General features: G+C 63.8%; 24 protein-coding genes and 1 pseudogene. 16 read left to right on the plus strand and 9 right to left on the minus strand.

Going from position 1 to position 26,416, the window contains the following annotated elements; genetic code table 11:
* Positions 1–180 precede the first annotated feature (180 nt).
* Both ACMZ91_RS20320 and ACMZ91_RS20325 read right to left on the minus strand, forming a co-directional pair.
* Positions 181–2,607, minus strand: coding sequence for a DUF3772 domain-containing protein (locus tag ACMZ91_RS20320; protein ID WP_414577923.1), 2,427 nt, complete (start codon positions 2,605–2,607; stop codon positions 181–183).
* 87 nt (positions 2,608–2,694) lie between these two features.
* Positions 2,695–2,943 (minus strand): hypothetical protein, encoded by a 249-nt coding sequence (locus ACMZ91_RS20325; RefSeq protein ID WP_049422925.1) that lies wholly within the window; start codon positions 2,941–2,943, stop codon positions 2,695–2,697.
* A gap of 182 nt (positions 2,944–3,125) precedes the next feature.
* Here ACMZ91_RS20325 and ACMZ91_RS20330 point away from each other — a divergent pair, with 182 nt between their 5' ends.
* From ACMZ91_RS20330 to ACMZ91_RS20340, 3 genes are all read left to right on the plus strand, one after another.
* Positions 3,126–3,620 carry a lipocalin family protein gene (locus ACMZ91_RS20330; protein WP_012512342.1) on the plus strand — a complete coding sequence of 165 codons (495 nt, stop codon included), beginning with the start codon at positions 3,126–3,128 and terminating at the stop codon, positions 3,618–3,620.
* A 13-nt stretch (positions 3,621–3,633) separates the two neighbouring features.
* The gene (locus ACMZ91_RS20335) at positions 3,634–4,842 is read left to right on the plus strand and encodes an NAD(P)/FAD-dependent oxidoreductase (RefSeq protein ID WP_414577925.1); all 1,209 of its coding nucleotides are present in this window, start codon (positions 3,634–3,636) and stop codon (positions 4,840–4,842) included.
* A gap of 126 nt (positions 4,843–4,968) precedes the next feature.
* Complete coding sequence (locus ACMZ91_RS20340) at positions 4,969–5,451, plus strand: hypothetical protein (protein ID WP_049400799.1); 483 nt, start codon at positions 4,969–4,971, stop codon at positions 5,449–5,451.
* Positions 5,452–5,574: 123 nt separating this feature from the next.
* Here the strand turns inward: ACMZ91_RS20340 and ACMZ91_RS20345 are convergent, their stop codons facing one another.
* Entirely contained in the window at positions 5,575–6,009 is a 435-nt protein-coding gene (locus ACMZ91_RS20345) for a PepSY domain-containing protein (RefSeq protein ID WP_049461647.1), read from the minus strand.
* A gap of 151 nt (positions 6,010–6,160) precedes the next feature.
* On the opposite strand from ACMZ91_RS20345, the gene ACMZ91_RS20350 reads away from it, so the two are divergent.
* Genes ACMZ91_RS20350 through ACMZ91_RS20360 form a run of 3 tightly spaced genes read left to right on the plus strand, consistent with a single transcriptional unit; the run spans position 6,161 to position 8,426 of the window.
* Positions 6,161–6,451: a PepSY domain-containing protein gene (locus tag ACMZ91_RS20350; protein WP_005411366.1), complete on the plus strand. Its 291-nt coding sequence runs from the start codon at positions 6,161–6,163 to the stop codon at positions 6,449–6,451.
* On the plus strand, positions 6,451–7,110 hold the full coding sequence (locus tag ACMZ91_RS20355) for a response regulator transcription factor (protein ID WP_049433288.1): 660 nt from the start codon (positions 6,451–6,453) through the stop codon (positions 7,108–7,110). The genes ACMZ91_RS20350 and ACMZ91_RS20355 overlap by 1 nt, the downstream gene beginning before the upstream one ends.
* A complete protein-coding gene (locus ACMZ91_RS20360) occupies positions 7,107–8,426 on the plus strand; it encodes a sensor histidine kinase (protein ID WP_414577927.1) in 1,320 nt (439 codons plus the stop codon). Before ACMZ91_RS20355 ends, ACMZ91_RS20360 begins: the two co-directional genes overlap by 4 nt.
* Before the next feature lie 259 nt (positions 8,427–8,685).
* Here ACMZ91_RS20360 and ACMZ91_RS20365 read toward each other — a convergent pair whose 3' ends face one another.
* Together ACMZ91_RS20365 and speA are read right to left on the minus strand one after the other, a co-directional pair.
* A complete protein-coding gene (locus ACMZ91_RS20365; RefSeq protein ID WP_005411369.1) occupies positions 8,686–9,006 on the minus strand; it encodes a DUF6122 family protein in 321 nt (106 codons plus the stop codon).
* Between the two features lie 43 nt (positions 9,007–9,049).
* Entirely contained in the window at positions 9,050–10,939 is a 1,890-nt protein-coding gene (gene speA, locus ACMZ91_RS20370; protein ID WP_012512349.1) for an arginine decarboxylase, read from the minus strand.
* Between the two features lie 190 nt (positions 10,940–11,129).
* Between speA and speE the strand changes: the two genes are divergently transcribed.
* Positions 11,130–11,984, plus strand: coding sequence for a polyamine aminopropyltransferase (gene speE / locus ACMZ91_RS20375; protein WP_049400802.1), 855 nt, complete (start codon positions 11,130–11,132; stop codon positions 11,982–11,984).
* An 86-nt stretch (positions 11,985–12,070) separates the two neighbouring features.
* Here the strand turns inward: speE and ACMZ91_RS20380 are convergent, their stop codons facing one another.
* The gene (locus ACMZ91_RS20380) at positions 12,071–12,976 is read right to left on the minus strand and encodes an aspartyl/asparaginyl beta-hydroxylase domain-containing protein (protein ID WP_029550749.1); all 906 of its coding nucleotides are present in this window, start codon (positions 12,974–12,976) and stop codon (positions 12,071–12,073) included.
* Positions 12,977–13,412: 436 nt separating this feature from the next.
* Between ACMZ91_RS20380 and ACMZ91_RS20385 the strand changes: the two genes are divergently transcribed.
* Positions 13,413–14,072, plus strand: a complete 660-nt coding sequence (locus tag ACMZ91_RS20385) for an RIO1 family regulatory kinase/ATPase domain-containing protein (protein WP_032127129.1) — start codon at positions 13,413–13,415, stop codon at positions 14,070–14,072.
* Positions 14,073–14,212: 140 nt separating this feature from the next.
* On the opposite strand, the gene ACMZ91_RS20390 is transcribed toward ACMZ91_RS20385, so the two are convergent.
* Entirely contained in the window at positions 14,213–14,551 is a 339-nt protein-coding gene (locus tag ACMZ91_RS20390; protein WP_005411374.1) for a P-II family nitrogen regulator, read from the minus strand.
* A 155-nt stretch (positions 14,552–14,706) separates the two neighbouring features.
* Between ACMZ91_RS20390 and ubiK the strand changes: the two genes are divergently transcribed.
* From ubiK to ACMZ91_RS20405, 3 genes are all read left to right on the plus strand, one after another.
* Positions 14,707–14,958: a ubiquinone biosynthesis accessory factor UbiK gene (gene ubiK, locus ACMZ91_RS20395; protein ID WP_049456468.1), complete on the plus strand. Its 252-nt coding sequence runs from the start codon at positions 14,707–14,709 to the stop codon at positions 14,956–14,958.
* Between the two features lie 124 nt (positions 14,959–15,082).
* Entirely contained in the window at positions 15,083–15,517 is a 435-nt protein-coding gene (arr, locus tag ACMZ91_RS20400) for an NAD(+)--rifampin ADP-ribosyltransferase (protein ID WP_414577930.1), read from the plus strand.
* Between the two features lie 714 nt (positions 15,518–16,231).
* A complete protein-coding gene (locus ACMZ91_RS20405) occupies positions 16,232–18,658 on the plus strand; it encodes a tetratricopeptide repeat protein (protein ID WP_414577932.1) in 2,427 nt (808 codons plus the stop codon).
* Between the two features lie 293 nt (positions 18,659–18,951).
* Here the strand turns inward: ACMZ91_RS20405 and ACMZ91_RS20410 are convergent, their stop codons facing one another.
* A complete protein-coding gene (locus tag ACMZ91_RS20410) occupies positions 18,952–19,554 on the minus strand; it encodes a DUF998 domain-containing protein (RefSeq protein ID WP_414577934.1) in 603 nt (200 codons plus the stop codon).
* Between the two features lie 669 nt (positions 19,555–20,223).
* Between ACMZ91_RS20410 and ACMZ91_RS20415 the strand changes: the two genes are divergently transcribed.
* The 5 genes and pseudogenes from ACMZ91_RS20415 to ACMZ91_RS20435 form a co-directional block, all read left to right on the plus strand.
* On the plus strand, positions 20,224–20,580 hold the full coding sequence (locus ACMZ91_RS20415; protein WP_274849935.1) for a hypothetical protein: 357 nt from the start codon (positions 20,224–20,226) through the stop codon (positions 20,578–20,580).
* A gap of 45 nt (positions 20,581–20,625) precedes the next feature.
* Positions 20,626–21,222 (plus strand): cold-shock protein, encoded by a 597-nt coding sequence (locus tag ACMZ91_RS20420; protein WP_414577936.1) that lies wholly within the window; start codon positions 20,626–20,628, stop codon positions 21,220–21,222.
* Positions 21,223–21,322: 100 nt separating this feature from the next.
* Positions 21,323–21,985 carry an imm11 family protein gene (locus ACMZ91_RS20425; RefSeq protein ID WP_414577938.1) on the plus strand — a complete coding sequence of 221 codons (663 nt, stop codon included), beginning with the start codon at positions 21,323–21,325 and terminating at the stop codon, positions 21,983–21,985.
* 41 nt (positions 21,986–22,026) lie between these two features.
* Entirely contained in the window at positions 22,027–24,726 is a 2,700-nt protein-coding gene (locus ACMZ91_RS20430; protein WP_414577941.1) for an XVIPCD domain-containing protein, read from the plus strand.
* 206 nt (positions 24,727–24,932) lie between these two features.
* A pseudogene (locus tag ACMZ91_RS20435) lies at positions 24,933–25,143 on the plus strand (magnesium chelatase domain-containing protein); the annotation flags it as partial.
* 57 nt (positions 25,144–25,200) lie between these two features.
* Here the strand turns inward: ACMZ91_RS20435 and ACMZ91_RS20440 are convergent.
* Entirely contained in the window at positions 25,201–26,415 is a 1,215-nt protein-coding gene (locus ACMZ91_RS20440; protein WP_414577943.1) for an ABC transporter permease, read from the minus strand.
* Position 26,416 lies beyond the last annotated feature (1 nt).

Genomic DNA, 26,416 nt, shown 5'->3' on the forward strand with positions numbered 1-26,416 from the left:
GGTGAGGGCGCTTTGCTTGCGAAGCACTGCTTCGCAAGCGCCCGAACGCACAGCCGCCAGCGGCTGGGCCGGGCCCCGGAAGGGGAACTTGCAGCGCCCCCCGCAACCGGACCCACCCCGCCATCCCACGGAATGCATGCTGTTGCTGTTGCTTCTGAGGTTGCCGGCCAGCGGCCGGCACTACTGCGGATCGCGGGTGATGTGGATGTCGGTCGGGGTCGACAGCGGAATGTTCCGCTCGGCCAGGATCTGCAGCAGGCTGAAGTACAGATCGCTGCGGGTCGCATACACCTGCCGCGGGCTGGCCACGTACGCGAAGCTGTTGATGGTGATCTGACCACCGGCAATGCTGTCGATGTAGACCGTCGGGGCCGGCTGCTTCAGCACGTTGGTGTGCGCGGTGTACGCATCCAGCAGCGCCTGACGCAGGCTGCCGACATCGGTGCTTGGCGGCACCGCGAACTGGATCTGGATGCGGCCCTGGTTGTTGCCCATCGTCATGTTGCGCACGGTCTTGGTGACCAGCTCGGAGTTGGGCACGATCAGGGTGGACTTGTCGCCCACCTGGATCTCGGTCGAGCGCAGGCTGATGCGGCGGATGTCGCCCTCCTGGTCGCCCAGCTTCACCCAGTCGCCGATCTTCACCGGACGCTCGGCCAGCAGGATCAGGCCGGAGACGAAGTTCTGTGTGATCACCTGCAAGCCGAAACCAATACCCACTGACAACGCACTGACGAGCAGCGCCAGCTTGGTCAGCTCCAGCCCCATCGCCGTCAACGCCCAGATCACGGCGAGGATGATGCCGACGTAGCGGGCGACGGTACTGACCGAGTTGCGCGCCCCCAGGTCCAGTTCGGTCTTGGGCAGGTAGGTATCGGTCAGCCAGCGCTGCACCAGCTGGGTGATCGCCAGGCCGGCCAGGAGCACCACAACCGCCAGCACGATCTGCATCGGCTTCAGGGTGGTTCCGCCCAACGGAATGCCCGTGGTGAGCAGCGAAGAGAAGCGTTCCACCACCGCGCCGATGTTGCCAAACGGTGCCACCAGCGCCAGCAATGTGATCAGCACGACGATGGTGCGCAGGGCTGCAGAGAGCAGCACGCCGGCCTGCTCCAGCCGCGACACGCTCAGGCCGGTACTGAGCAGGATGGTCTGGCCCACTTTGCTGTCGGCGTTGAGCATCCACGTGCTCAGGTCATCGACGAATTTGAACAGCAGGGTCGCCGCCAGCACCACGATGCTGCCGCCGATCAGCTGCTGGTTCACAAACTTGGCGAAGTTCAGATACCCCAGCAGGGTGGCGATGATGGCCGCTACTACCGCGACGTTGCCCGCCACGCGTGCCAATACCAGCCAGCTGCTGCGGCGCACCGGTGGGGCCGCGCCCACGCCATCGGCCTGCGCCTCCAGCTTGGCTTCGGCCTCGGCGGTCTGCCGCCGATGCAGGCGCGCCAGGGTCACCAGCATGGCCATGATCAGGCCGAGGTAGGTCAGCGCAATCAGGCCGTCCAGCGCCACCGTGGTGACGTCGCTGGTACGTGTGGCCTGATCGAGGGCGACCAGCACCGTGCTCAGCCAAGCCAGCGCCGCCGCGCACCACGCGTACTTGCGCAGTTTGAGTGCGGCGGTGTCATCCAGATTCAGCAACCGCCATGACGGCCGCTTGGGAACCAGCATGCAGGCGCTGAGTGCCGCAATGAACGCAGCGCGGAACGTTGCGGTCTCCAGCCCGTCGGCCACCACCTGCAGGCGCGGCGCAATCGCATTGATGGCATCCAGCGCCGCCATCAGCACCACCACGGCATAGCCGGGCAGCAGTGTCCCCACCAGCAGCAGCCACATGGCCAGGCCGGAACGGCGCAGGCGACCGTCCGGCGCGCGCTCGGACTCCGCAAAGCGCCGCCCCAGCCTGCGCAGCCACAGCCGCAGCGGGAACATCATCACCAGCGCGGCCACCAGGCCCAGCAACGGCGTGCCCCAGCCATTGGCCCGGATGCCGGCGACGAAGGTATCGCGCCCCTGCTCGGCCAACGGCGCGACGCGTGCGATATCGATCGGCAGGCGTTCGGCAACCTTGCTCCACAGTGCCGGCGACAACGGCGAGGCGACCTTCTTCCCCATGTCTTCGGCGCGTTGCGCAGTGCGCTGCTGGTCGATGTCGGCTGCCAGCTGCTGGGCACGCACGGCACTGGTCTTGGCCTGCGCTACCGACGCGGCCAGGCCGTCGCGCTGCTTGTTGATGGTGCGCCGTTGTGCCGCCAGTTCGGGCGGCTCGGTGGTGCCCTCGGCAGGTGTGCCCAGCTGCGCCAGTTGTTCGTCGAGGCGGACGAGCTGTGGCTGCAGCTCCTTTTCCAGCGCCTCAGCATCCCGCCGCGCCTGCGAGGCATTCTCGGACAGCATCGCCAGCGTCTCGATGGCGGCCGCATCACCACGCTTGCGGTCGACCTCCTTCAGCTTTGCATCGATACCTGCCAGCTGCTGCTTCGGCGTGGGCTCATCATCCTGCGCCAGCACCGGCGCGGACAGCAGGAAGGCGCTGCACAGCAGCAGGGCCAGCCAAGGGCCCCGTGCACGGATCGATCGCAGGAAAGAAGACAAGCCAGCCACACCGGTTCGCGCGGACCACCGCGCCTGCGCGCGACTATACGGCAGAGGCGGTCAAGGGCGGATGGGCGGCCCTGGCAACGTCGAGCATCAGTACTTCAGGCGCAGCTCTTCCACGGCCGGCTGCTGCAGCGCGTACCAGTCCTGGAACTCTTCCTCGGTAATCTCATCGGGCGCATATACCGCCACCGGGTGCCAGTCGTGATCGGTCGGCAGCGGCTGGCGCGGGCCGGCGCGCAGGCTGTAGGCCACGCCTTCGTAGTCGACCAGGTCATCGACCTGCGGCCACTGTTCGCGTGCGAACGCGGATTCACTCTTCAACAGGATCACCTGGTACATCGGCACCTCCACCTCGGTTGGATCAGGAAAACACGGCGCTGGCAGCAGGATACCGCCACGCCGGTGACAACGGGCGCTCCGCCGGGGCGACGGAACGTTCTGGACACGGCCATCGCCCCGGCTTCACCCGCCCATGGCAAGGCCATCGGCATCGTGGAGGCCCACCCCTGCCACGACCGCCGATGACCGAGCACCCGCCGCTGAAAACCGTCGCCGACCTCAAGCTGCCCCGCTACCTGGGCACCTGGTACGAGATCGCACGCCTGCCGATGCGCCATGAACCGGAAGGCTGCACCGACGTGTCGGCGCACTACACCCTGCTCGACAACGGCAACGTCGGCGTCACCAACCGCTGCCGTATGGACGGCGAGGTCGAGGAAGCCACCGGTGAGGCCTGCGCCGTCGACAACGACAGCGCGCGCCTGGAAGTGAGCTTCCTGCCCAAGGGCCTGCGCTGGCTGCCGTTCGCCAAGGGCGACTACTGGGTGATCCAGGTCGCGCCGGACTACAGCGTGGCACTGGTCGGCAGCCCCGATCGCAAGTACCTGTGGCTGCTGGCCCGCGAGCCGCGCCTGGACGCGACCGTGCAGGACCATTATCTGGCGGCCGCCCGCCTGCAGGGCTTCGATCTGTCCGAACTGATCCAGACCCCGCATACCGGCCGTCCCACCGCCTGAGCAGCACACGGCCATGGACCTGAAGAGCGGTTACCCCTGGTGGGCGGTACGCAATGGATTGATCCAGGCGTTTCCGCCATTGGAAAAGGACCTGCGCTGCGACGTGCTGGTGGTCGGTGGCGGCATCACCGGTGCGCTGATTGCCGACGAACTGTCCCGTCATGGCCACGACGTGGCGGTGATCGAGCAGCGCGACATCGGCTGGGGCAGCACCGCCGCCAGCACCGCGCTGCTGCAGTACGAGATCGATACCCATCTGCTGGAACTGGCGCAGCGCCATGGTCAGGACGCCGCCGCGCTTGCCTATCGGGCGTGTGCCGAGGCGATTCCGGCCCTGGGCGACGTGGCTCGCGGCCTGAAAGACGTTGATTTCCAGCGCATGGACAGCCTGTACCTGGCCAGCCGCCATCGCGACGTGCCGCGCCTGATGGCCGAAGGTGAGGCACGGCGCGGAATCGGCCTGGATGCCCGCTGGCTGGGCCCGGAGGCACTGCGGGAGCGCTTCGACGTGGACGCCGGCGGTGCCCTGCTCACGCGCCAGGCGGCGCGGGTCGATCCCTATCGCCTGACCTATGCGCTGCTGCAACGCGTGCGCCGGCGCGGCGGCAATGTGCATGACCGCACGGTGCTGCACACGCTCACTCCCTCCGCACGCGGCGTGAGCGCCCTCACCGAGGGCGGCGCCACGATCCACGCCCGCCACGTGGTGCTGGCAATGGGCTATGCCAACCAACGCTGGCTGCATCAGCGCGTCGCACGCAACCGCAGCAGCTATGCCTTCATCACCGACCCGATCGATGCGGACGTGCTGGGCCGCCTGCGCAACACGATGGTGTGGGAGAGCGCACGCCCGTACCTGTACCTGCGCGCCACCGGCGATCGCCGCCTGCTGGTGGGCGGGCTGGACGACGCCATCGACATCCCCGCCCGCCGCGATCGGCGCGTAGAGCGCAAGGCCGACAAGCTGATGAAACAGCTCCAGCACTGGTTCCCGCGGCTGGATCCGGTGCCCGCCTTCTCCTGGGCCGGCACCTTCGCCGAAACCGCCGACGGCCTGCCGTTCTTCGGCCCGCACGATCAGTGCGGGCCACGGGTGCATTTCGCCATGGCCTACGGCGGCAACGGCATCACTTATTCGATGATCGGCGCCCAGCTGCTGCGGGCCCGGATCGAGCGGCGCAGGCATGCGCTGGAAGGGCTGTTCGGGTTCGGGCGGCTGTGACCTGCAGCCAGGCATGGCCTGGCTCTACCCCAATCCGGCGCCGACAGGCATCATTCAAGCAACCCCTGCTAGCGTCGGCCTGTACCGCCGCGTGTTGCGTGGCCACCTGTCCGCTGGAGCGCCGTCATGATCCGCCCCCTGACCCTGCTGCTGTGCCTGGCCCTGCCGGGAACCGTGCTGGCCCAGTCCGCCGCTGGCGCCACCGCGCCGCAGGCCGCCGGCCTGGACCTGACGCTGCCGCAGGCGCCGATGCGCTACCTCAACGACCCGGCCCTGCAGCAGGACCCGCCAGGCACGTACTACGGTGACAAGAGCGGCCCGCGCGTGCACGACGACGCGAAGATCGCCGACGTCACCGACGACAAGGTCAAAGTGTCCGGCAGCTTCACCACCGGCATCGGCTATTCCAAGAACGGTGGCAACAGCCACTACAACGCCGCCACGCTGAACCTCAGCAAGAACTACACCACCGATGAAGGCAAGACCCACGGGGTCAACGTCAACATCCACGTGAGCGAAGGCAAGGGCCCGGGCTTCTACGGCCCGTACGGCGGCTACTACGGCCGCGGCCCGGGCTACTGGGATTACCCGCCGCCGTTTGGCTGGTAAGCGCCGCGTCGGGCCTGGGCCGACCAGGGTCGGCCGCTACCGATGCGTACGTTTGGTAGGTGTCGACCTTGGTCGACACGCTTTCTCCCCGTGTGCCGGCCAGCGGCCGGCACTACCAGCAGGTCAATCCAGCCAGCCATCGCGCTCGCTGTGCAGGATGCGGCCGTCATAGCCGCTCAGGCGCACCTCCACCTTCTGGTTGCGGGCATTGCGGGCTTCCAGCGACCAGGTCGCACCATCGCGTTCCAGCGAATGGATTTCGCGCAGGCCATGCGCCTGTGCACGTGCCAGTACCTGCTCGGTGGTCAGCAGCGTGCGGCCGCTGTGCTCATCGAAGATCTCGCCGGTCTTCGGGTCCACGTAGACCTCGCTGAAGCGGCCATCAGCGCGGCTCACGTCGGCTTCCCACAGGCCGTCATCGCGTTCGATCTCGTGGATCTGGGTGTAGCCGGCCTTGCGCAGGGTCTGTTCGACCTGGGCCATGCCCAGCGGTGCAGCCTGTGCGGCCGGTGCGATGGCCAGCAGAGCAACAGTGGCGAGGGTGAGCGACTTCAACATGGGGGTTCTCCTGTTCGTGTTCGTGGCCGGACCATCCCGGCAACGCCACAATGCACCCCGTGGTTAACAGCTCCTTAGCCGGCACTGTTAGCCAGCTGTTACTCAGCCCCGGCACACTCAAGCCTGTTCCTACAGCCCGCCCTGCGCCCCGATGCTCTCCACCCTGCCCCTGCTGCTGGCCCTGGCCAGCGCCCCCACCGCCGCCGCACCGGCACAGGACCCGGCGCAGCAGGTCGCGCGCCGCGCCGTGCAGCAGGGCCGCTACGTGCCGTTGGAAAGCGTGGTGCGCGATGCGCTCAAGCGCTTTCCGGGCCAGCTGCTGGAAGTGGAACTGGACGATGGCGTCTACGAAGTGGAGATCCTGCGCGGCGACGGCGTGGTAGTGGAGCTGGACTATGATGCGCGCAGCGGAAAGCTGCTGAAGACGGAGCTCGACGACTGATGCGCATCCTGTTGGCCGAAGACGATGCCGCGCTGGCACAGCGCCTGGTGCCCCTGCTGGAGCAGGCCGGCTACGTGGTGCACGTGGTCGCCGACGGCCGCCAGGCCGAGGAGATCGGCCAGATCGAAGATCTGCAGGCCGCCATCGTCGACCTGGGCCTGCCCGGGCTGGACGGACTGAGCGTGATCGAGCGCTGGCGCGGCAACGGCCGCAGCTTTCCGGTGCTGGTGCTGACCGCACGCGGGCGCTGGCACGACAAGCTGGCTGGGTTCGATGCCGGTGCCGATGACTATCTCACCAAGCCGTTCCAGGCCGACGAACTGGTGCTGCGCCTGCGCGCCCTGATCCGCCGCAGCCATGGCCACGCCAGCCCGCGCCTGCACTGCGGGCCGCTGCAGCTGGACGTCAACGCTGGCCGTTTCGAGCTGGACAGCCAACCGCTGTCGCTCAGCCCGCAGGAGTTCCGCCTGCTCAGTTACTTCATCCACCACAGCGGCCAGGTGATCGGCCGCGACCGCCTGGGCGAACAGGTGTTCGACGGTGGCCACGACCCGGACTCCAATGCGCTGGACGTGCTGCTCGGACGCGTGCGCCGCAAGCTCGGCATCGATCTGATCCAGACCGTGCGCGGCCAGGGCTGGCGGCTGGCCGCGCCGTGAGCCGGCAACCCTCCCTGCGACGGCGCCTGCTGCAGGCTGGCGGCGCCGGCCTGCTGCTGGTTTCGCTGCTGGCCAGCGCGCTGCTGGGCGAACTGTTCAAGCGCAGCGCGCGTGACCGCCTCGACCACGAACTGCAGCAGGACATGCTGACCCTGCTGGCGCAGGCCGAAGTGGACCCCGAAGGACAGCTGCGCCTGCGCCAGGAACCCAATGACGCACGCTTCCAGCGCGTGTTCTCCGGTGCCTATTGGCAGATTGCCGGTGCCGATGGCCGCGTGCTGCTGCAGTCGCGCTCGCTGTGGGATGAAACCCTGCCGGCCATGGCCACAGGTGCGGCCACCCGCAATCTGGCTGGGCCACTGCAGCAATCCCTGCGTGCACGCGTGCAGCAGGTGCGCCTGCCGCGCGCCAGCGCACCGTTCGTCGCCGTGGTTGCCACCGACCGCAGCGCGCTGGATGCGGATGTGGCCGCGTTCCGCAAGCGCACCGCCATCGCGCTGGGCGTGCTGGTCGCGGCCTGGCTGGCGGTGCTGGCCAGCCAGGTGCACTTCGGATTGCGTCCGCTGCACCGCCTAGGTGCACAGCTGGAACGGGTTCGGCGCGGCGATGCGCAGCGCATCGAGACGCAGGGACTTGGGGCGGAGGTCGCGCCACTGGGCGAAGAACTCAACGCGCTGCTGGAGCACCAGCAACGCATGGTCGCGCGCGCGCGCACCAGTGCACAGGATCTGGCGCATGCGCTGAAAACCCCGCTGAGCGTGCTGGCCACTGAGGCCGACGGCGACGGCGCGGACTGGCGCGCCACCGTACGCGAGCAGAGTGCGCGTATGCAGGCCAGTGTCGACCGTTACCTGGCCGCAGGGTTGGCCGCCGACCATCGCCAGCGCACCGACGTGGCGGCAGTCGCACAGGCGATGTGCCGGCTGATGGCACGCGTGCATGGCGAACGTGGCATCACGTTCACGGCGGCAGGCATCGATCCGGCGCTGCAGTTCGCCGGTGCCAGTGCCGATCTGGAAGAAATGCTGGGCAACCTGCTGGACAACGCCGGGCGGTGGGCGCAACAGCAGGTGGACGTCACCGCAGACAGCAGTGACGGGCAGCTACGCATCGAAGTACGTGATGACGGCCCGGGCCTGGCCGCGGAGTCACTGTCGCAGGTCACCCAGCGTGGCGTGCGCCTGGATGAGCGCGAGGGCAGCAGTGGGCTGGGCCTGGCGATTGTGGGTGATATCGCTGCCAGTTATGGCGGGCGGTTGGCGTTGGAAAATGCACAGCCGGGATTGCGGGCCACGTTGTGGTTGCCGGTGGCGTGAGGCGGCCAACCTGACGGCGGGTAGTGCCGGCCGCTGGCCGGCAACCACGTGATCAACGGGAACACCCTGCGGAAGCCGGCCAGCGGCCGGCTCTACCAAGCGCCAACCCGACCGGTCGCCGTGCTCCCGGTAGGTATCGACCTTGGTCGACACGCATCAAAAGCGCCGACCAAGGTCGGCATCTACCAAAGCAGTGCATCGGTTCCGTCGGCCATCGCGCCCCCTGTAGGTGTCGACCTTGGTCGACACGCACCCAGCATCAACGGTGATGCATCCACCAGCAATCAATCGCATCCAGCACGATGTGGATGATCAAACCGATGCCGAACAACCGCGTTTTCTTCGGCACGCACAGCCCGGCATAGACCGCAATCGCCGGTGCGGTGTGCAGCGGGTGGAACCCGATGCTGCAGCGGTTCGGTGCATAGATCGGATCGGCCAGCAGGTGGTCCAGATCGATGATCCAGCCCAGCAGCATCAGCAGCCACGCCGAGGCGAAGCGCTTGCGCCAGAACAGCCATGCCAGCAGGGCTGGCACGGCGGCATGCAGGAACAGGTGGAAGATCGCGCGCGCGCTCATCGGGGCCGGTAGCGCCGGGCCATGCCCGGCGTTCCCGTTGACCTCACACCAGCGGTTCGTCGGACAGGTAGGTATAACCGGTCAGGCCGGCTTCCAGCGCCTCCGACAGCTCCTGCGCACGTTCCGGCGACAGCTGCGCCTCGGCCACGCGCTGCGCATAGGTGGCGCGCAGCTCATCCAGGCGGTAACCCACGTAATCCAGCATCACGTCGGTGGTGTCGCCGCGGCGCTGCTGGGTGATGGCATAGCCATCGGCATCGGCCAGCACTTCCACCGCGTCGGTATCGCCGAACAGGTTGTGGATGTCGCCCAGGATTTCCTGGTAGGCGCCAACCATGAAGAAGCCGATGCGGTAGCTCTCGCCCGGCTTCATCTTGTGCAGCGGCAGCGAGCTGTCCAGGCTCTCGTTCTCGACATAGGTTTCCACCATGCCGTCCGAGTCGCAGGTCATGTCGGCGATGATGCCGCGACGGTCCGGGGTTTCGTCCAGGCGCTCGATCGGCACGATCGGGAACACCTGGTCGATCGCCCACACGTCCGGGATCGATTCGAACACGCTGAAGTTGACGAAGTACTTGTCGACCAGGCGCTCGTTCAGTTCATCCAGCACCGGGCGATGGCTCTTCTCGTCGTAGCTCAGGCGCGCACGCACGCCATGGGCGATGGCGTAGAACAGATCGTCGATGCGCGCACGCTGCGGCAGGTCGATCTGGCCCAGCGCATAGCTGGCCAGGCCTTCGGCGTGGAAGTGCTGTGCTTCCTGGAACAGTTCCACCGCCGGGCGCACGTCCAGCTCGTCGTGGATCTCGCGCAGGTGGCGGATCGCGGCCGGCTCGTCGTCGTGCTGGTCCGGCACGCGGCCTTCCTGCGCCTCTTCCACTTCCGAGACATTGGCGATCAGCACCGCGTGGTGCGCGGTCATCGCGCGGCCGCACTCGGTGACGATGCGCGGCGGGGTCAGGCCGAACTCTTCGCAGGCATTGGCCAGCGGCTGCACGATGTTGCTGGCATAGGAATGCAGGCCGTAGTTGATCGAGCAGAAGCTGCGCGAACGGGTGCCTTCGTAATCCACGCCCAGGCCACCGCCCACATCGACGTGGGTGATCTTCGCGCCCAGGCGCGACAGCTCCACGAAGTAGCGGGTGGCTTCGCGCATGCCGTTGGCGATGTCGCGCACGTTGGAGATCTGCGAGCCCATGTGGAAGTGCAGCAGGTTCAGGCAGTCGGCGTACTCGGTGTCACGCAGCGACTTCCACAGGTCCAGCAGCTGGCGCGGCGACAGGCCGAACTTGGCCTTGTCGCCACCGCTGTTCTGCCACTTGCCGGCGCCCAGCGAGGCCAGGCGCATGCGCACGCCCAGGCCCGGCTTCACGTCCAGCGCCTTGGACTCTTCCAGCACCAGCTTCAGTTCGGAGGGCTTCTCGATGACGATGAAGGTCTGCAGGCCCAGCTTGCGGCCGATCAGGGCCAGGCGGATGTACTCGCGGTCCTTGTAACCGTTGCAGACGATCAGGCCACCCGGGCGTGACAGCGCCAGCACGGCCATCAGCTCGGGCTTGCTGCCTGCTTCCAGGCCGAAGCCTTCGCCGTGGTGGCTGGCCAGGGTGCCGGCCACGCCGCGGGTCTGGTTGACCTTGATCGGGTACACGGCGGTGTAGCCGCCGCTGTATTCCCAGTCCTGCTGGGCCTGGCCGAAGGCCGCCTGCAGCTTGCCCAGGCGCTGGCCGAGGATGTCCGGGAAGCGCACCAGCAACGGCAGCTTGGCGCCGGCCGCACGCGCCGCGTCGACCACCTTGGGCAGCGACACCACCGGGCCGTCCGCCCCGGTCGGTCTCACCACCATGTGCCCGGCCTGATCCACGTCGAAGTAACCGTCCGCCCAATGCGGGATCGAGTAGGTCTTGCGGGCTTGGTCGAGGGACCAATCGGTCATTTCAGTCGGCCTTGTTGGCAATAAAAGGGGGGGCATGATAACGCCTATATGCCCACAGGTTCGTTATCATGCGCGCCCGCGCCCGTGACAGGTTCCAACCTGAACGGGCCGATCCGTCCGGATGTGGCATCTGTGCCACGCGGCCCCGCCCGCCAGCCCGGCTTCACCCCTCCGAACAGGACTGTTTTCAATGACTGACAGCAACAACTGGTACATCGAACACTTCGAGCGCACCGGCTCGGCCATCGGCTACCGCATCACCGGCAAGCTGGACGAGGTGCAGTCGCCGTTCCAGAAGATCGAGATCTTCCAGACCACCGACTGGGGCAACCTGATGACCATCGACGGGGCCATCATGCTGACCAGCAAGGACAACTTCTTCTACCACGAGATGATCAGCCACCCGGTGCTGTTCACCCACGCCGCGCCCAAGCGCGTGGTGATCATCGGTGGCGGCGACTGCGGCACCCTGCGCGAAGTGCTCAAGCACACCGGCGTGGAGAGCGTGACCCAGTGCGATATCGACGAGCAGGTCACGGTGATGGCGCGCAAGCACTTCCCGGAACTGTGCGACTCCAACGACGACGCCCGCGCCGAGCTGCTGTTCGACGACGGCGTGGCCTACATGGCCAACTGCCCGGCCGGCAGCGTGGACGTGGTGATCGTGGACTCGACCGACCCGGTCGGCCCCGGCGAAGGTCTGTTCAACAAGGCCTTCTACGAGAGCTGCTTCAAGGCCCTGAAGGACGACGGCATCCTGGTGCAGCAGTCCGAGTCGCCGCTGATGCAGCTGGACCTGATCAACGAAATGCGCACCGAGATGGGCAAGGCCGGCTTCGGCTCGTTCAAGACCCTGCCGTTCCCGCAGCCGTGCTACCCCACCGGCTGGTGGAGCGTGACCATGGCGCGCAAGGGCGACAGCAGCTTCGACTTCCGCCAGGCCGACTCGGCCGCCAAGACCTTCAACACCCTGTACTACACAGCCGCGCTGCACACCGGCGTGCTGGTGACCCCGCCGTTCGTGCAGGCTGCATTGAAGGGTTGATCCAACAAAAAACCCGCGCTGGCAACAGCGCGGGTTTTTTCATGTTCCGGTAGTGCCGGCCGCTGGCCGGCAACCTCATGCAACGATCAAAGCGCCCAGATACCGGCGATCACCGCCACCACCAGGCCCCACTTGATGACCTGGTAAGCCACCACGCTGCGCTCGCGCAGTGCCTTGGCCTTCAGGCGCACCTTGTAGACGCTGCCAAAGGCCTTGTTGACGCCACCGGTCGGGTCACCCGGCAGGTTCGGCGAGGCACCACCGGCCAGCAGCGTGGCCGCCACCGCGCGGTTGAACAGGCCCGGCAGGCCGAAGCGCAGCGGACGGGCGATGTCGCAGAACAGGATCACGCGGTCATCCGGCGTCTCGTTGTGCGCGTGGTGGATGTAGGTCTCGTCGAACATCATCCACTCGCCGTCGCGCCAGCTCTTCTTGATGCCGTCCACTTCGATGTAGCAGCCGTCGTTGTTGGGCGTGGCCAGGCCCAGGTGCAGGCGCAGCGAACCGGCGAACGGGTCGCGGTGCGGGCGCAGTTCGCTGCCCGAAGGCAGCTGCGCGAACATCGCCGCGCGCACATCCGGCAGCGACTCCAGCAGCGCGGTGGTCTTGGGGCACATCGCCTTCGCCGACGGATGCGACGGGCCATACCACTTCAGGTAGAAGCGCTTCCAGCCACGGCGGAAGAACGAGTTGAAGCCGGCGTCGTTGAACGTGCTGGACGCAGCGATCTTCTGTGCATCGCGCAGCGCCAGCGCCTCGTCGCGGATCATCTGCCAGTTCTGGCGCAGCGGCTCCAGCTGCGGGAACTCCTTGGCCGGGTCCAGGAACGGCGTGGTCGGCACCTTCGAGAACATGTACATGACCACGTTGATCGGGGCCATGAAACTGGAGTGGTCCAGCAGCTGGCGCGACCAGCGCGCGCGGACCTTGCCACGGAAGTGGATGTACAGCACGCAGGCGACGAACAGCGCTGCAATGACGATTTTGATGATCAAAACACTTTCCTCCAGCCGCAGCCGGAACGGGAAACAGGGCGATGCACGGCCGGACGGCCAGCACCGGTGGGGACCGCGGCAGGGGACGGGGACGTGCCAGGAAGGGGCGGCCGCCGATGTCGCGAATTAACAGCTTATGGTCGGCAGGCCGTGCGTCGGGGTCAAGCTGGACGTGCGTGACGTTCAGCGGGCCGCGGATGAACGAAATAGAGCGAAACGCAACTTATTGATTCTGAAAGAATCACCGGCCAAGTGAGACATAATTGTCCGATTGGGCGCGACGAACTGTTCCAGCCACGACCCCGACATTTCTCCGACAAATCGTGGAATAGCGAACTGGCGAGTACTAAAATTAACGAAAACTTAGTAGCTCCCTGTAACACCGGTTCGCTTGACGCTTTGCGCCACCCACCGGGTCGTCCGAGACCCCGACATGTATCTTCCCGCTCTGCCCCCCTCCTCCTGCGGCGATGACGCCGCCACCCCGCTGCTGCTCAAGCGCGGCGAACGCTTCCTGGCCCCCGACGTCTACCGCACCTGCCTGGACGGGCGCGAGGCGGTCATCAAGGACTATTCCCGCTACCGCGGCACTCCCGTTTCGCTGATCGCCCGGCTGATGGTTCGCCGTGAAGCCCGCATGCTGCAGCGCCTGGGCGGCTGGAAGCATGCCCCCGCGCTGCTCGGCACCCTGGGTGGCCTGGCACTGGGCATGGAGTTCATTCCCGGCCAGACCCTCAGCACTGCACAGGCCGTGGGCAATGAAGTATTCGAGCAGCTGCAGCACGCGCTCAGCCGCCTGCACGCCGCCGGCATCACCCACAACGACCTGCATGGCACCAACGTGGTGGTCAGCAGCGGCGTACCGGTGCTGCTGGACTTCACCTCGGCCTGGCGGGCCCCGCGTTGGCTCCGCCGCAACCCGCTGAGCCGGCAGATGCGCCGCAGCGACATGAAGAACCTGCTGAAGATCCGCCAGCGCGTGACCGGCCAGGCGCCGAGTGCCGCGCAGGCCGCACTGGTGGCCGACCCTGGTTGGGTGGCGGCTGTGCGGCAGGGCTGGAAGCGGTTCTACAAGTGGGCCAAGCGCCGGTAGGGGTCGAGCTTGCTCGACCGCTTTACCGCTCTTTGTAGAGTCGAGCTTGCTCGACTGAAGCGCAGAGCAGTCGAGCAAGCTCGACTCTACAAAGAGCAAGCCGAGCATCGGCTCGGCTCTACAACATCCCGCCGAACGGCTTACAACGCGTCCGCGTCCAGTTCACCGGTACGAATACGCACCACACTGCCCAGGTCGTACACGAACACCTTGCCGTCACCAATCTTGCCGGTGCCGGCCGCCTTCACGATGGCCTCAACCACGGCCTCAACCTGGTCATCGGTCACCGCCACTTCCAGCTTCACCTTCGGCAGGAAATCGACCACATACTCCGCGCCGCGGTACAGCTCGGTATGGCCCTTCTGGCGACCAAAGCCCTTCACTTCCGTCACCGTGATCCCGGTGACCCCACGCTCGGCCAGCGCTTCGCGCACGTCGTCGAGCTTGAACGGCTTGATCACCGCCATGACCATCTTCATCGTCTATCTCCTGTCTTCCGGCGTGGAGGATAGCGCCTGAACGCGGCCCGTGCGAAGCCGCTGCCGCCTGTCCGGGCGATGGGTGCCAGCAGTATCCTTGTCCCCGAATGGCCTGCCCGCGCCGGATGCACGGGCCCACCCCCACGGAGCACCCCATGATCGACCTGAACCACATCGATGACCTCGCCCGTCGCCTCAGCGACCTGGTGCCGCCGGGCCTGCGCGAATCGCGCGAGGAACTGCAGGCCACCTTCAAGAGCGCGCTGCAGGCCGGCCTGGCCAAGCTCGACCTGGTCACCCGCGAGGAATTCGAAGTGCAGCGCGCCGTGTTGTTGAAGACCCGCGAAAAGCTGGACGCGCTGGAAACGGCCGTGCGCGAACTGGAGGGGCGCGGCGCCGCAGAATGAAAAAAGAGGCGCACCGCGCCTCCCACTACAGAGTATTTCCCGGATGGGGCCTTGCAGCAAGGCCCTCCGGGCGCCCTAGACTCGCCGGCCTGTCGATCCGGCAGGACACGCAGGGGCAGTGCCGATGGCGCAGGACACCGAATGGACACCCGTTTCGCATGACACCTGCGGCCAGGTCGCCGGGCCGTTCTACCACGGCACCCGCGCTGACCTGGCGGTGGGTGAACTGCTGAGCGCGGGCTTCCGCTCCAACTATCGCGACAGTGTGGTGATGAACCACATCTACTTCACCACGATTGCCAAGGGCGCCGGGCTGGCTGCGGAGATGGCCCGGGGTGAAGGGCGGCCGCGTGTGTATGTGGTGGCGCCGACCGGGCCGTTTGAAGACGATCCGAACGTGACCAACAAGAAGTTTCCCGGGAACCCGACGCGCTCGTATCGGAGTGCGGAGCCGTTGCGGGTGGTTGGGGAGATTGTTGAGTGGGAGCTTTACGACGCGGAATTCGTTCGGCAGTTGAGGGCGTTTGTTTCTTCGGGGAGTGGGGAGATCATTAATTGATGGGGGAGAACGTGCCCAGACGACCGAGCTACGACCTTCATCATGAGCTGCTAGAAGCACGTAGAAGCACGGAAATGCACTTTCTACGCAATAAGTTTTCACGATACCTCCAGTTTGGCTGGCATCGGCATGGCAATCATGCCAGCGAGAAATGCCCTTCCCAAGAAGCGAAACGAATAACAATCCCAACGGCCCCCTCATCTCCATTCCATCGCCTAATCCCCCCGACTCAATCAAGGGCCGACGGCCTAGTCAATCAAGGTCCGCCAGCACTCCAAAGAAGTGAAGCACAGAACATTCGGGCGCCGCGGACCGTTGGAGGCCATATGTATCTAAGGTCTTAGAGACCTCATATCACGCTGAAACGATCGCGCATCAGCCATTGGATTGGGTTAAATCCCATGCTTGATAGTGTCTATCCGTCAGATCTCAATGGGGAGGCCTAGGCGGTGCACGCAATCCTTATAGGACAGTGAGATCTTTACTTGAGCTCACCGGCAGCCCCTGACCCGGCTCAGTCTCTAGGGACAGAACTGCCAAATGACCATCTTTTTACCCTTAGGACCCGCCAACACCACCAACCGCCCCCTCGAGGCCGCCACATCTCTGGCATACATTCCACATCGTTCAGCCGCGATTGCCTAGACTCAAAGCTGCAGACTCGTGCGAAAAATGGGTTACCATCCCGAACACAGGGGCTGAATGGAATCGATTATGCAGGCGTACTTTTCGAGACTTACAAAAGATCTTAAAGGCTGTGAAAATGAAGTGGAGTGCAGAGCTCGCTTCATGTCGATCTTTAGAATGTTCATACAACAGATCGACTACGCACTTCTGGAGTGGTTAGCAGCCAAAAATATCGCCAAACAGATTCAACCAAGCGGCGACTACGTGCGCCCCTTGCTACAACCAGCAGACGGCTCTCTCATCGATGCTTTGGAAGCATTGCTAATAGCCGCAGAGCAAGCAGGTTGGTCCGGCGCCTCGAGAGTGCTTATCCTTCCAATAGGAGCACGCGCCGCCGGCAGGCTGGTCGGGGAAGAGAATTCAACCCTGATAAGCCTAATGCGGAGCATAGTTGCACGCCGCAACTCTGGCTCAGAGGGGCATGGCTTGCCAGGCGACTTCGATCGAGAAGCAGACATTGATGCACTCGAATTTTTTCTGGATGGCATGAAGCTGCTCTTGCCTACCATCTCCCCCGAATCTACGCTCCTCTTCGGCCCTACTAGAGAAATAATTCCGCTAAAGCTATTGCGTGCATTTGACGGGACACCCTGCCTAATCCGAAAGATAAAAACTCTCGCAAGTGATAGATGCAGAGTTTACGCCCAAATAATAACCGGACCGCTGCAACGCGAGGAGTTCAACTACGACGCTGCAAGCAATCCATTCTTTGGTGCGAGCGGACCTGGAATTCCGGTCATATCAACATGGGAAAACTCATGGAACCCACTTTGCTTTGTTCCTGATCGAACAACCGACACGTTCACTGGTCGTGCAGCCCAAGTTAGCGAACTGGAGGACTGGGCGAATGACGAGGGATCCAGGGCCAGTCTTATTTTTGGTGACGGAGGCTTCGGAAAGACAACACTTGCAATTGAATTTCTACATCAATTTCTAGATGAATATCTAGATATTAGGTGGCAACCAGCAGCAGTCATCTTCTACACTGCCAAGCGCACTCAATGGGGTTTGGACGGCTTGCGTCCGATAGGCGTTGGACAACCTCATCTCGTTGAAATGCTCGCTCATGTCCACCAATTGCTGTTCTCCGCTTATCCCGACGCAGCATTTTATAGATCAACCGCAGCCGAAGCTGCCAGCAAACTCCAAACGCGAATCAAGAAGGATTTAGGATACAAACCATCTGACATACTTCTCATCATCGACAACACTGAGACTCTAATTTCTAACGAGACTGAAAGAAATGAGCTTGGTAAAGAGCTGCGAGAAGTAGGTCGGCGAGTGGCGCGGATCATCTTGACATCACGCCGCCGCGAGCTAATGGAAGCAGTTCCCATTACAGTAGACGTCCTAGAGGAGCCAGATGCACTTCATCTTGTAAAACGCAGAGGTGAAAAGCTCGGCTCAAAAATTATTATTAATTCAACTGACGACCAGCTCTCAAAAGAGATTTCTCAGCTGGAGAGACGACCTATTGTTCTAGAAGCACTGGCAAATGCAGCATCCGAGCCCAGCGTCAAGAAGCTTTCAGATGCAACGAAGCGAGTTGCCAGTATGCTGCAAAGAGAACTCGGCGAGTTCCTATTTGCAGACGCGTGGTCGAGGTTCTCCAACGACGTACGCCGCGTATTACTTCTAATGACAAGAGTTGGCGATGCACACGATGCACAGTCTCTTCGAATCTGCTCTGATGTGATAGGAATATCACCCTCAGCCACCGAAGTGTCGCTTGAGGAATCTGGTGGCATCGCATCCGTTGTCATCATCCAAGGCCAGCCGCAGATAACTTTCTCTCGAAATTTCCTGGAGTTCTCCAAGAATAAGACGGTAAAGTCATCCAACAGCATAGATAGTCCGTCATCAGACGAGATATCCAAGGCTCAAGAGGCGTACTCAAATTTTGTCAAAGACTCTCAGAAATTCACCGGCGACCGGGTTGGTGAGGCATTCCGAATACCCCAGGCACGGGCTGCTCATCGTGCGCGGCAACAGGGGAAAATCTCCGAAGCTAAAAGACTCTTCGAGGCCGCAATACTCAGCGACGCCGCCAATGGATGGCTACTAGATCGATTCGCATATTTCTTGTTCCATGACTGGCGCGACAATGAATCCGCATTACATCAGGCGAAGAAGGCCGTTGAGCTCCTCCCTTCAGAGGGAGAGGTCTGGTTCACTCGCGGACTAATTGAAGCGCGCCAAGGGGACACCAGAGCGGCTGAGATTTCGTTGCGAAAGGCCCACCAGCTGGGAATTCCCGAAGTGCGCTGTGATGTGCAGCGAATTTGGGGGTATTTAAAGAGCAGGCCTGTGCAGTTGCCAACAGCGAAAGCGCTTATTGCAAAGCTCGATCGGGCGCTAAGCTCACATCGATCCGACGCAAGATTGAGAGGCGAGCTCCAGTTACTCAAAGGGAGATACGAGTTTCTAAACTCCAAGTACGGACGCGAAGTTTAATGCCACCAAAACTATGCGCCGTCATCAATACACAAATCGCAAAGCAGAAATTGGCTTCCGCAGGGCCAACTCAAGACGAACCATGAAGCGACGGAGGCTCTCGACCGCAACTCCTGAAGGAATCGGTCAAACGTCTTAAAAATAGCTCCGACAGGACCGGGACCATTCCTCGATCGCCTGTTGCGAATGAGCTGGGAAACACTCGTCAATGTAATCTGCGGCATCGTCGAGAGATCTTCCCAGAAGGAGTGGGCCGGCCACCACTTGAACACATCAACCCGCATGTGTGCGCATCAGTTCACGAGGTGCGTTTTCAGCGCGCTCGAACCCCGGCGCAGCAGATACAACGCAACCAGGAACGGCCACAGCGAGTTGATCGATGAAAACACGCGCTGGGTCAGCCCCCTGAACCCCTCCGGGTCCGCTCCCACCACATTCAACCAGAGATAGACAATCCCCGCGACGCTCACCGCAGCAGTCACGGCGTACGCTCTTCGGTTGGCAGACCACGCGCTCAATTCGATGTGCGACATCGCCGGTGCAATGATGTTTGCGATGCCAATGGTGTAGAAGCCGTGCATCGGATGGCCCATGGGCCAGAGCCCGTTGGTCAGCATGGAGATGCCAAAGATCATCCAGCAGATTGCGCCTACGGCAATCCGGCGGCCGGACTCCCGCCACACCCCAATGGCAAACGCCACGAAGCCCACGCCGGAGCCGATGGCGGCGATCCTGCCGCAGATGCTTGCAAGCGTGGGTGCCTGCAGCAGCTCGCTGGCGTGCTGCGCAAGCGGGCTGTAGCCCGGCGCGAACAGGGCGGCAACGCTCGTCCAGAACAGAAACCACGGAAGCGGGACCAGACCCGCAGACAGAAGAAGTCGATTGCGGCGTAACACGTACAGTGATCCTTGTTTTGGCCTGCGCCAGTGGTTGGAATCCGTTCAAACACCGCAGAACCTTTCTGCTTCGGGCAGGAGAGCTCCGGATGACTACAGCGGTAGTCAGATTCTGCGTGACGCCCCACGGGGTCAATAGGCAGAAAGTCACTCACTCTTGGAGGCGAAGCACACGGCACCCATCAGCGGCCGTCGCACCGGTTCCTTCGCATTGGCGATCACACATTGCCGTCGGCCCGATGTTGTCGCATTTGCCGCGCCTTACATCTCTGACGGAAGGTTCTGACGACTCCGTTCCAGAAGTGCCGCTCCGCCTAGCACGCCAAGGCTCTCGCCGCTTCCGGTGCTATGCGACAATGCCAAAAGCGTCTCGGGTTTTGGCGGCATTGACCCCTACCCGTTGGCATTCCGAACAACAGCAGGTAATCGTTACTGCGCCACCGTGCATCGGTGGTCGGGACTCGAAAACCCGGATTGCTAGACGTAAGTTTGCGCTTGCCAGCCGGCACCACCGCGCGTGGTGCCGGCTGGCAATCCGTCTGCCGGCTATGGCGGGCGGGGCGTGGGGGCCTCGTGCCCGCCGGCTTTGTCTAGCAACCGGTTTTCGAGCCACGCCCTGTCCGCCACCTTTATCGGTGGCGGCTTCTGCCTGCTTGCACGGAGCCCGCCATGACCACGCCGCACTCCCCTCCCCCGCGCCCGATCCAGGAAGCGCCGTCACGCGCTTCGGCCCCAGACCGCAACAGCCTCATCGCCATCCTGCACGCCATCGGCGCGGGCGCTGCGGCCGACGGCCAGCCCTGGCCCGAGCGACACCACCTGCGCAGCCGGCAGATGGCGTTGTCCGACGCCGACTGCGCGCTCACCGGCCAGCGCATCGTGCAGGAGATCCTGCTGGCGGCCGAGCGCACGCGCCAGAACGGTGAGCCTGAGCAGTACGTGGGCGACCGGGTGATGGAGGGGCTGGTGATGGCCGATCTGGCGCTTACCGCGTTCATCCACGAACGGGTACGGCCCAAGGACTGAGCGCGCTTGTGGCGCGTACGTTTCTGCCTGTGTCTGGGGTGACAAATGAAGAACCACGGCCTTGCCGCTGCGGCGGTGTGCGCCTCGATCATGGCGGCGGTGTGGATGGGGTGGCCCCAGCCTGCGGGCGATCAGGTGTGGGCCTACCAGAAGCTGCGGCCGGCCGATTACCGCCTGCTGCACAGTGATGCGCTCGGCTTTGTGACCGCGAAGGTCCACGAGGGCCTTGAACTGCATGCGCGCCGTGCCGGGGCGACGTCCTTCGAGATCCGGTGCAAGGGCGTGCTGGTGATGGACGTGGAGAACGCACCCTCGCGCGTGCTGATCCGCATGCCTGCCGATGCACGGTGGCGGGCACCGGACATCGAGCGTCTGCGCATCAGCTTCGAGCGTTGGCTGGATCTGCACCAGAGCCAGGGGCGGTTGCTGGTGGAAAGTGCGGGGCCTTCGTGGGTCGAGGCACGGCTTGGGCGCCTTGACAGGTCGGTGCCTGATGACCAGCGCTGCGTGTTCAGGGACCCAGGCCACCCTCGGCTGGAATCTCCCTCGTCATTTCGCCTATCCAGCAGACCATTGCAGGCAGTGGAAGGAATGGCAGCATCATCCGCGGCATTGTTCCGACTCCCCCAAAGAGTCGCGTGAATCACGTGCCCTCGGCACCGTTTCGGCGCAACTTGTGGCTGCGCAGAAGCCCCGCTAGCATCGGCTCAACGGTTTTTCCCGTTCTGCCCCCGCATCCATGATGGAAGCCCCCGTGACCGAATCGACCGCCACTGAAGTTTCAGCCGAAGCCGCATCCCACAAGGGCGAATTCTTCCTGATCGACGCAGGCTTGCTGAGCAATGGCGGGGTACCCGGTATAGAGATCGCCAACGAAGACAAGCTGATCGATCCGGGGATGAGTGTCATCTCGCGTCCTGATGGAACGCCAGGCCAGTATCCGGAGCGCCCCCACCTGGTTCATGTGCCCGAGAAGGGCGCAATGCCACGCGATCTGGAAGAGCTCGCTGGCATCTGGATTGTGTCGGAGCCGTTGAAGCAGCTGTTTGAGCAGATGGACCCCCAGGCGTTTGCCTTTGTGGCCTGCGACTTCAGCCTTGCCGACGGCAGCCCCGGGCCTCAGTACTACCTGGGCAATGTGCTGCGCAGGCTCGACGCTCTGGATGAAGCCTCGTCCCGCGTGAGAATCAAGCTCGACCACAATTATCAGACCGGCGAGGACGAGAAGCTTTACAGCCTTGTCGGCGGCGCCAGCCTGGTGTTCAAACAGGACGTTGTCGGTGATGCCCATATCTTCCGCCAGGATCGCATGGGCGCACCGCCCATCTGCGACCGCGCGATGTTTGATGCATTGAATGCCGCCAACTTTTCCGGCGTACGGCTGCGCGATGTAGCCGATCTCTAGGACGAGCGCCTTCAAACGGATTCTTGAATGAGGTGGTGCGCATGGCCGACACACCGGTTTTCCAGGGACACCATCTGATCGAACAGAATGCGTTCGAACAAAGCCAGCTGCTGAAGTCGCTTGCCAGGAGTGGTCATTTCGCGCTCCACGGTTCCGACAACATCCTCAACCTGCCCGCGAACCCCGCGCTGGCAACGCGGTTGGGTATCTCGCCGCACTCGGGCGGCCCGTTGAGTGCGTACTCGGATCAACTGAAGTTCGTTCTCGACGACCTCGCAGAAACCTACGACGGCCGAGCGCTGCTGGCGAAGGATTCTGCGCCGGATGTGCGCGCTGCCGCCGCCGAGCGTATGGGTGCTCGCATCCAGAACCTGGAGTTCACGCTTCGCGCCGGCATCCTCAACGGCGACCTGGTCACCAACACGCCGGAGAACATGACCCCGGCCGAAGCCAACGCCAGGATCCGCACCTTCTTCGCCGATCTGGACGGCTACCAGCGCACCCACGCCGCGCAGATTGCAGAACTGAAGACCCTCAACCCGACCGAGTTGCGCTGGCGCGGCGTCATCCACTCCGAAGCCAACGTGACGGCGGCGCTGGATGCCATCGACCAATCCGGCAACTCCACCCTGAGCGAGCGCTGGGGGGGCCGCGCATCGTTGGGCACCGCAATCCAGGAGGCCAACCAGGGCGGCCGCCTGCCGCTGAGCGAGCACACCGCGGCCCGCGTGCGTACGGCGTTCAACCCGGAGATGCCACTGACCATCGTGCGCCCTGGCCCGGCAACCACCACTCCGGAACTGGCCGGCTCTGCTGGGCGCGCTGGCGCTGCGGAAGGCGCCGCCGAAGCTGCCGCCGGGCGCGGACAGATCACCGGCGCGCGCGTACTCGGGGCCGCGGGTGTTGCCGCACTGGCCGTGGACTTCGCCATCACCGGCCACCGCGTGGCCGAGTTGCACAGCGAGGGCAACAACGCCGGCGCAAAATCCGCGGCCACCCACTTCGTGGGGCGCACTGCAGGCGGCTTCGGTGGCGGCTTCCTGTTGGGCGCGGGGTACGGATTGTTCACTGGATCGTGGACCGGGCCAGGTGCGCTGGCTACCGGGCTGCTGGGCGGCGTGGCCGGTGGCTTCGGCGGTGAGTACTGGGCGCAGTACCAGGACAAGAAAGCGGTTTACACCCAGGTGGACCGCAGCGGCAACGAATGGAGCCGCGATCCGGAAGATGCCAAGGGCACCTGGAGCCGCAGCGTGCGCACGCCGCAGCCCGACGGAAGCTACCGCGAGACCACCATGGTCGCCGGTGGCCGGCTGGCGGATGAGCTGAACTACAAAGCCGCCAACGACTCGTATTCATTGGGCATGGCCAACCTGCCCAGGCCGCAGAACCCCTTCAAGCTTGATGCAGGCGGCGAGAGCACGCCGCCGCGCGAGCCGTTTGAAACCAACCGCCACTACGTGCGCAATCCGCACAACGGCGAATGGAACCTCTCCATACACGCAATGATTGATGGACGCGTCCCTTTTGACTACAGCGTGCCTGTCAGCCCGGAGAAGTCGGGCCAACTGGAACGGGAATCGCAGCGCATCATTGCCCAGAACGCCTTGAACACGCCGGAGGCGCTTGCCGCCCGTTACCAGGTGGCGTTCAACCAGTACAACTGGCACGAGTTCGCCACCATTGAGCCGGTACCGGAGGTGATCACCAACGCGCTGACCCAGACGCAGCCCCTGCGCGCTTCCAATGGCGAGAAGTACACGCAGGATGCCAACGGGCAGTGGCAAACGCCGGGTTGGGTGTACGGCACCAACCCGGCCGAGGGCAGCATCGTCGAGGAGCTCAATCGTACGCGCCAGAGCCAGCAGGCCGGCGTACAGGAGCTGACGTCCATGGCCGACATCGCCCGGGCCAACCCCACGCCAACCGAATACGGCCTGCGCAGTCAGGTGGTGGACGCCTACCGTAGTGCCGGCATTGTGCGCAGTGCCGAAGAGATTGATGACGCCGTAGCCGCCGTTGCCCAGGATCACGCACGCGCCGTGCCCGACTTCGGTACGTTCATGCTGCAGGTACAGAAGGATGGCTCGCTGGCCACACTGGCCGGGAAAGATGACGAGCGCATGCAGATCGTCTGCGTCACCACGCCACAGGAGATTGCCCAGGCACACGTGCAGCGCTCGACCGCGGAGCAGCAGCCCGCGGATGCCTTGCCGCGCGCGCCAACTTCACCTGAGCCCGCACCGAATGCATCGCCGCCACACACTTCCAGGTCTGCCACGCAGCACGACGCTGACGTAGACCGGCGCCACGGCACGGCCCTGCGCCCAGATGGCAGCGGGCTGTTGGAACAGCTGCGCTCGTCGGTCGCCATGCTGGATGAGAAGAACAACAAGCCGTGGGACCAGAACAGCGACCGCCTGCTGGCCAGCGCCTACCGGCTTGCAGCAGAAGCCGGGTTCAAGCCCAGCGACAAAGTTGACATGGCACTGAACGGAGCCACCGAAGCCCATGCTGCGGGCTCCACGCTGTTCGTGACGCGCTCAGGACCGGGCGCGTCATCGGACCCCGCCGCCAACCGGGTGCAGATGCCAACACAGGAGGCCCTGGCGGTCGCACCGGAGCAGCAGTATGCAGCGGCCAACCGGAGCCTCGGCGCTCTGGATCGGGAGCAATCGCAGCAGCTGGCGCAAGCGCAGGAACGGCAGCAGGAAGAGAGCCGGCAGGGGCCGCGGTTGGGTTGATGTCACCCGTTCTGGCTGATCAACGCCGATCCACTTGATACCGGGCGAGTTCCGGTGCTCACGTTGCGGAAACTGGGCGCCGCGAAGGGAGAAGGCTGGCTCCAGGCACCTGTCGGAGTCCTCCTAGCCACTTCACCAGCAATTCCCGATAGCTCCCCGCAGAGCACCTGCCGCACCATCAAGCGTCTCTTCGCAGCAACCCACACATGAGCCTGGCGCTGGTCCACAGCCGTGCCCGCGCCGGGGTCGATGCCCCGCTGGTGCGGTGGAAATGCATCTCTCTGGCGGCCTACCTGTCACTCAGATTGTGGGCCTGGCCGAAACCAGCGTGCGCGAATCGCGCGAACGTGTGCGGCCCCCCCGCTTTGTGCACGCTTCGACTTTCCACAGCGGCGCATCACGTTGAACCTCGCGCCTCGAGCATGTCGCACCTTGGCGTCGTCGGGCTGCGGGCTCGGCTTCACCTAAAATGGGTCACAGCGAGCGGATCGCCTCTAAGGGCGTGATTGCTGAGGCCTTCAGTGCCGGAACCAGGACCGCTGCTTGGCCTAGCAACCACAATGCTATAGCACTCACCGGCAAGTAAGCTGCCGGTAGCCTTGGCAACTCGTAGAACCGCATTAGGCCAATATTCATCCCGTAGGAAAGGACCAGTCCAACCGCAATGCCGAGACTGACGATCAGAAAATTCTCGATCTGGAAGTAACGCAGAATATCCGATCGCGTGGCCCCTAAAGCACGACGAATGCCGATCTGCTTCCGGCGCTGCTCTACCCAATAGCTGGCCAAGCCCACAATTCCCAATGCAGTGGCCCCAAGAAGGGCAATGATCACGGCGGCAAGCAACCCCATCATGACCTTGGCACCGCGAAAGTGGTCTGACCTGAGTTCGGAGACCGGACGACTGGCAGAATGGTCAAAAACCACATCAGGTGCAGCCGCCGATATGGCCCTCCCTACTTGGCCAAAGATCTGCGGAAGATCTTTCGGATTGGCTCGCACCAGGTATCTGCCAGCGAGCCGAGGCCCGGCCAATGCTGGAACGATGAGCGACCAGTCATTGCCCAACGCCTCTCCCAATCCCGGTTGAGAAACAGCAAGGTGGTCGACGGTACCTATTACCGTGAATCGGGTATCCATGGCCCAAATGCTTTGGCCAATTGCGCTTTGCCCCGGCCAATAGCGATCGGCCAACTGCCGAGTCACCAGCACCGGGGCGTTGGATGGGACGTAATGCTCGATGGGCGCATACTCGGCCGGCTCCGGCATACGACCTGACACCACATTCAAACCGAGTAACTTCAGCGCCACAGCATCCCCAAGGTAGAAATCCAGAACACCGCCAGAGCGCTCAAGCGCTTCGTCAGTGTTCACACCGGCACGGACTCCAGGATCGCCAAAGGGAACAGCACTAATGGCGCCCACAGCCTCCACACCTGGAATAGCCCGGATAGCGTTCATCACACGGGCGTTGATGTCATGTGCGTCTTCTGCGCTGAATCCGGAGAGCTGGACGATCCCAAGTGACGACTCCTGAACGCCACTATCAAGGTTGAGCGCTCGACTCTTCTCCATGAACATGAAGATCGCGTTGCATAGAACTGCACACGCTAAGGCTATCTCAATGGTGATCAAGAATGTGGCCAGTTTGTGCTTCTTCAGCGCCGCCACGATGATTCCAACTTGCATG

This window comes from Stenotrophomonas sp. FR024 (genome assembly GCF_047500745.2).
Taxonomy (GTDB): Bacteria; Pseudomonadota; Gammaproteobacteria; order Xanthomonadales; family Xanthomonadaceae; genus Stenotrophomonas; species Stenotrophomonas maltophilia_A.

What these genes read in the sequence shown, in the direction of transcription:
- ACMZ91_RS20425 (WP_414577938.1), top strand. Translation starts at nt 21,323, where the DNA reads ATGGAAGCCCCCGTGACCGAATCGACCGCCACTGAAGTTTCAGCCGAA.
- ACMZ91_RS20330 (WP_012512342.1), top strand. Translation starts at nt 3,126, where the DNA reads ATGACCGAGCACCCGCCGCTGAAAACCGTCGCCGACCTCAAGCTGCCC.
- ACMZ91_RS20335 (WP_414577925.1), top strand. Translation starts at nt 3,634, where the DNA reads ATGGACCTGAAGAGCGGTTACCCCTGGTGGGCGGTACGCAATGGATTG.
- ACMZ91_RS20390 (WP_005411374.1), bottom strand. Translation starts at nt 14,551, where the DNA reads ATGAAGATGGTCATGGCGGTGATCAAGCCGTTCAAGCTCGACGACGTG.
- speA (WP_012512349.1), bottom strand. Translation starts at nt 10,939, where the DNA reads ATGACCGATTGGTCCCTCGACCAAGCCCGCAAGACCTACTCGATCCCG.
- ACMZ91_RS20355 (WP_049433288.1), top strand. Translation starts at nt 6,451, where the DNA reads ATGCGCATCCTGTTGGCCGAAGACGATGCCGCGCTGGCACAGCGCCTG.
- ACMZ91_RS20415 (WP_274849935.1), top strand. Translation starts at nt 20,224, where the DNA reads ATGACCACGCCGCACTCCCCTCCCCCGCGCCCGATCCAGGAAGCGCCG.
- ACMZ91_RS20440 (WP_414577943.1), bottom strand. Translation starts at nt 26,415, where the DNA reads ATGCAAGTTGGAATCATCGTGGCGGCGCTGAAGAAGCACAAACTGGCC.
- ACMZ91_RS20385 (WP_032127129.1), top strand. Translation starts at nt 13,413, where the DNA reads ATGTATCTTCCCGCTCTGCCCCCCTCCTCCTGCGGCGATGACGCCGCC.
- ACMZ91_RS20405 (WP_414577932.1), top strand. Translation starts at nt 16,232, where the DNA reads ATGCAGGCGTACTTTTCGAGACTTACAAAAGATCTTAAAGGCTGTGAA.
- ubiK (WP_049456468.1), top strand. Translation starts at nt 14,707, where the DNA reads ATGATCGACCTGAACCACATCGATGACCTCGCCCGTCGCCTCAGCGAC.
- ACMZ91_RS20420 (WP_414577936.1), top strand. Translation starts at nt 20,626, where the DNA reads ATGAAGAACCACGGCCTTGCCGCTGCGGCGGTGTGCGCCTCGATCATG.
- ACMZ91_RS20345 (WP_049461647.1), bottom strand. Translation starts at nt 6,009, where the DNA reads ATGTTGAAGTCGCTCACCCTCGCCACTGTTGCTCTGCTGGCCATCGCA.
- ACMZ91_RS20325 (WP_049422925.1), bottom strand. Translation starts at nt 2,943, where the DNA reads ATGTACCAGGTGATCCTGTTGAAGAGTGAATCCGCGTTCGCACGCGAA.
- arr (WP_414577930.1), top strand. Translation starts at nt 15,083, where the DNA reads ATGGCGCAGGACACCGAATGGACACCCGTTTCGCATGACACCTGCGGC.
- ACMZ91_RS20365 (WP_005411369.1), bottom strand. Translation starts at nt 9,006, where the DNA reads ATGAGCGCGCGCGCGATCTTCCACCTGTTCCTGCATGCCGCCGTGCCA.
- ACMZ91_RS20430 (WP_414577941.1), top strand. Translation starts at nt 22,027, where the DNA reads ATGGCCGACACACCGGTTTTCCAGGGACACCATCTGATCGAACAGAAT.
- speE (WP_049400802.1), top strand. Translation starts at nt 11,130, where the DNA reads ATGACTGACAGCAACAACTGGTACATCGAACACTTCGAGCGCACCGGC.
- ACMZ91_RS20340 (WP_049400799.1), top strand. Translation starts at nt 4,969, where the DNA reads ATGATCCGCCCCCTGACCCTGCTGCTGTGCCTGGCCCTGCCGGGAACC.
- ACMZ91_RS20350 (WP_005411366.1), top strand. Translation starts at nt 6,161, where the DNA reads ATGCTCTCCACCCTGCCCCTGCTGCTGGCCCTGGCCAGCGCCCCCACC.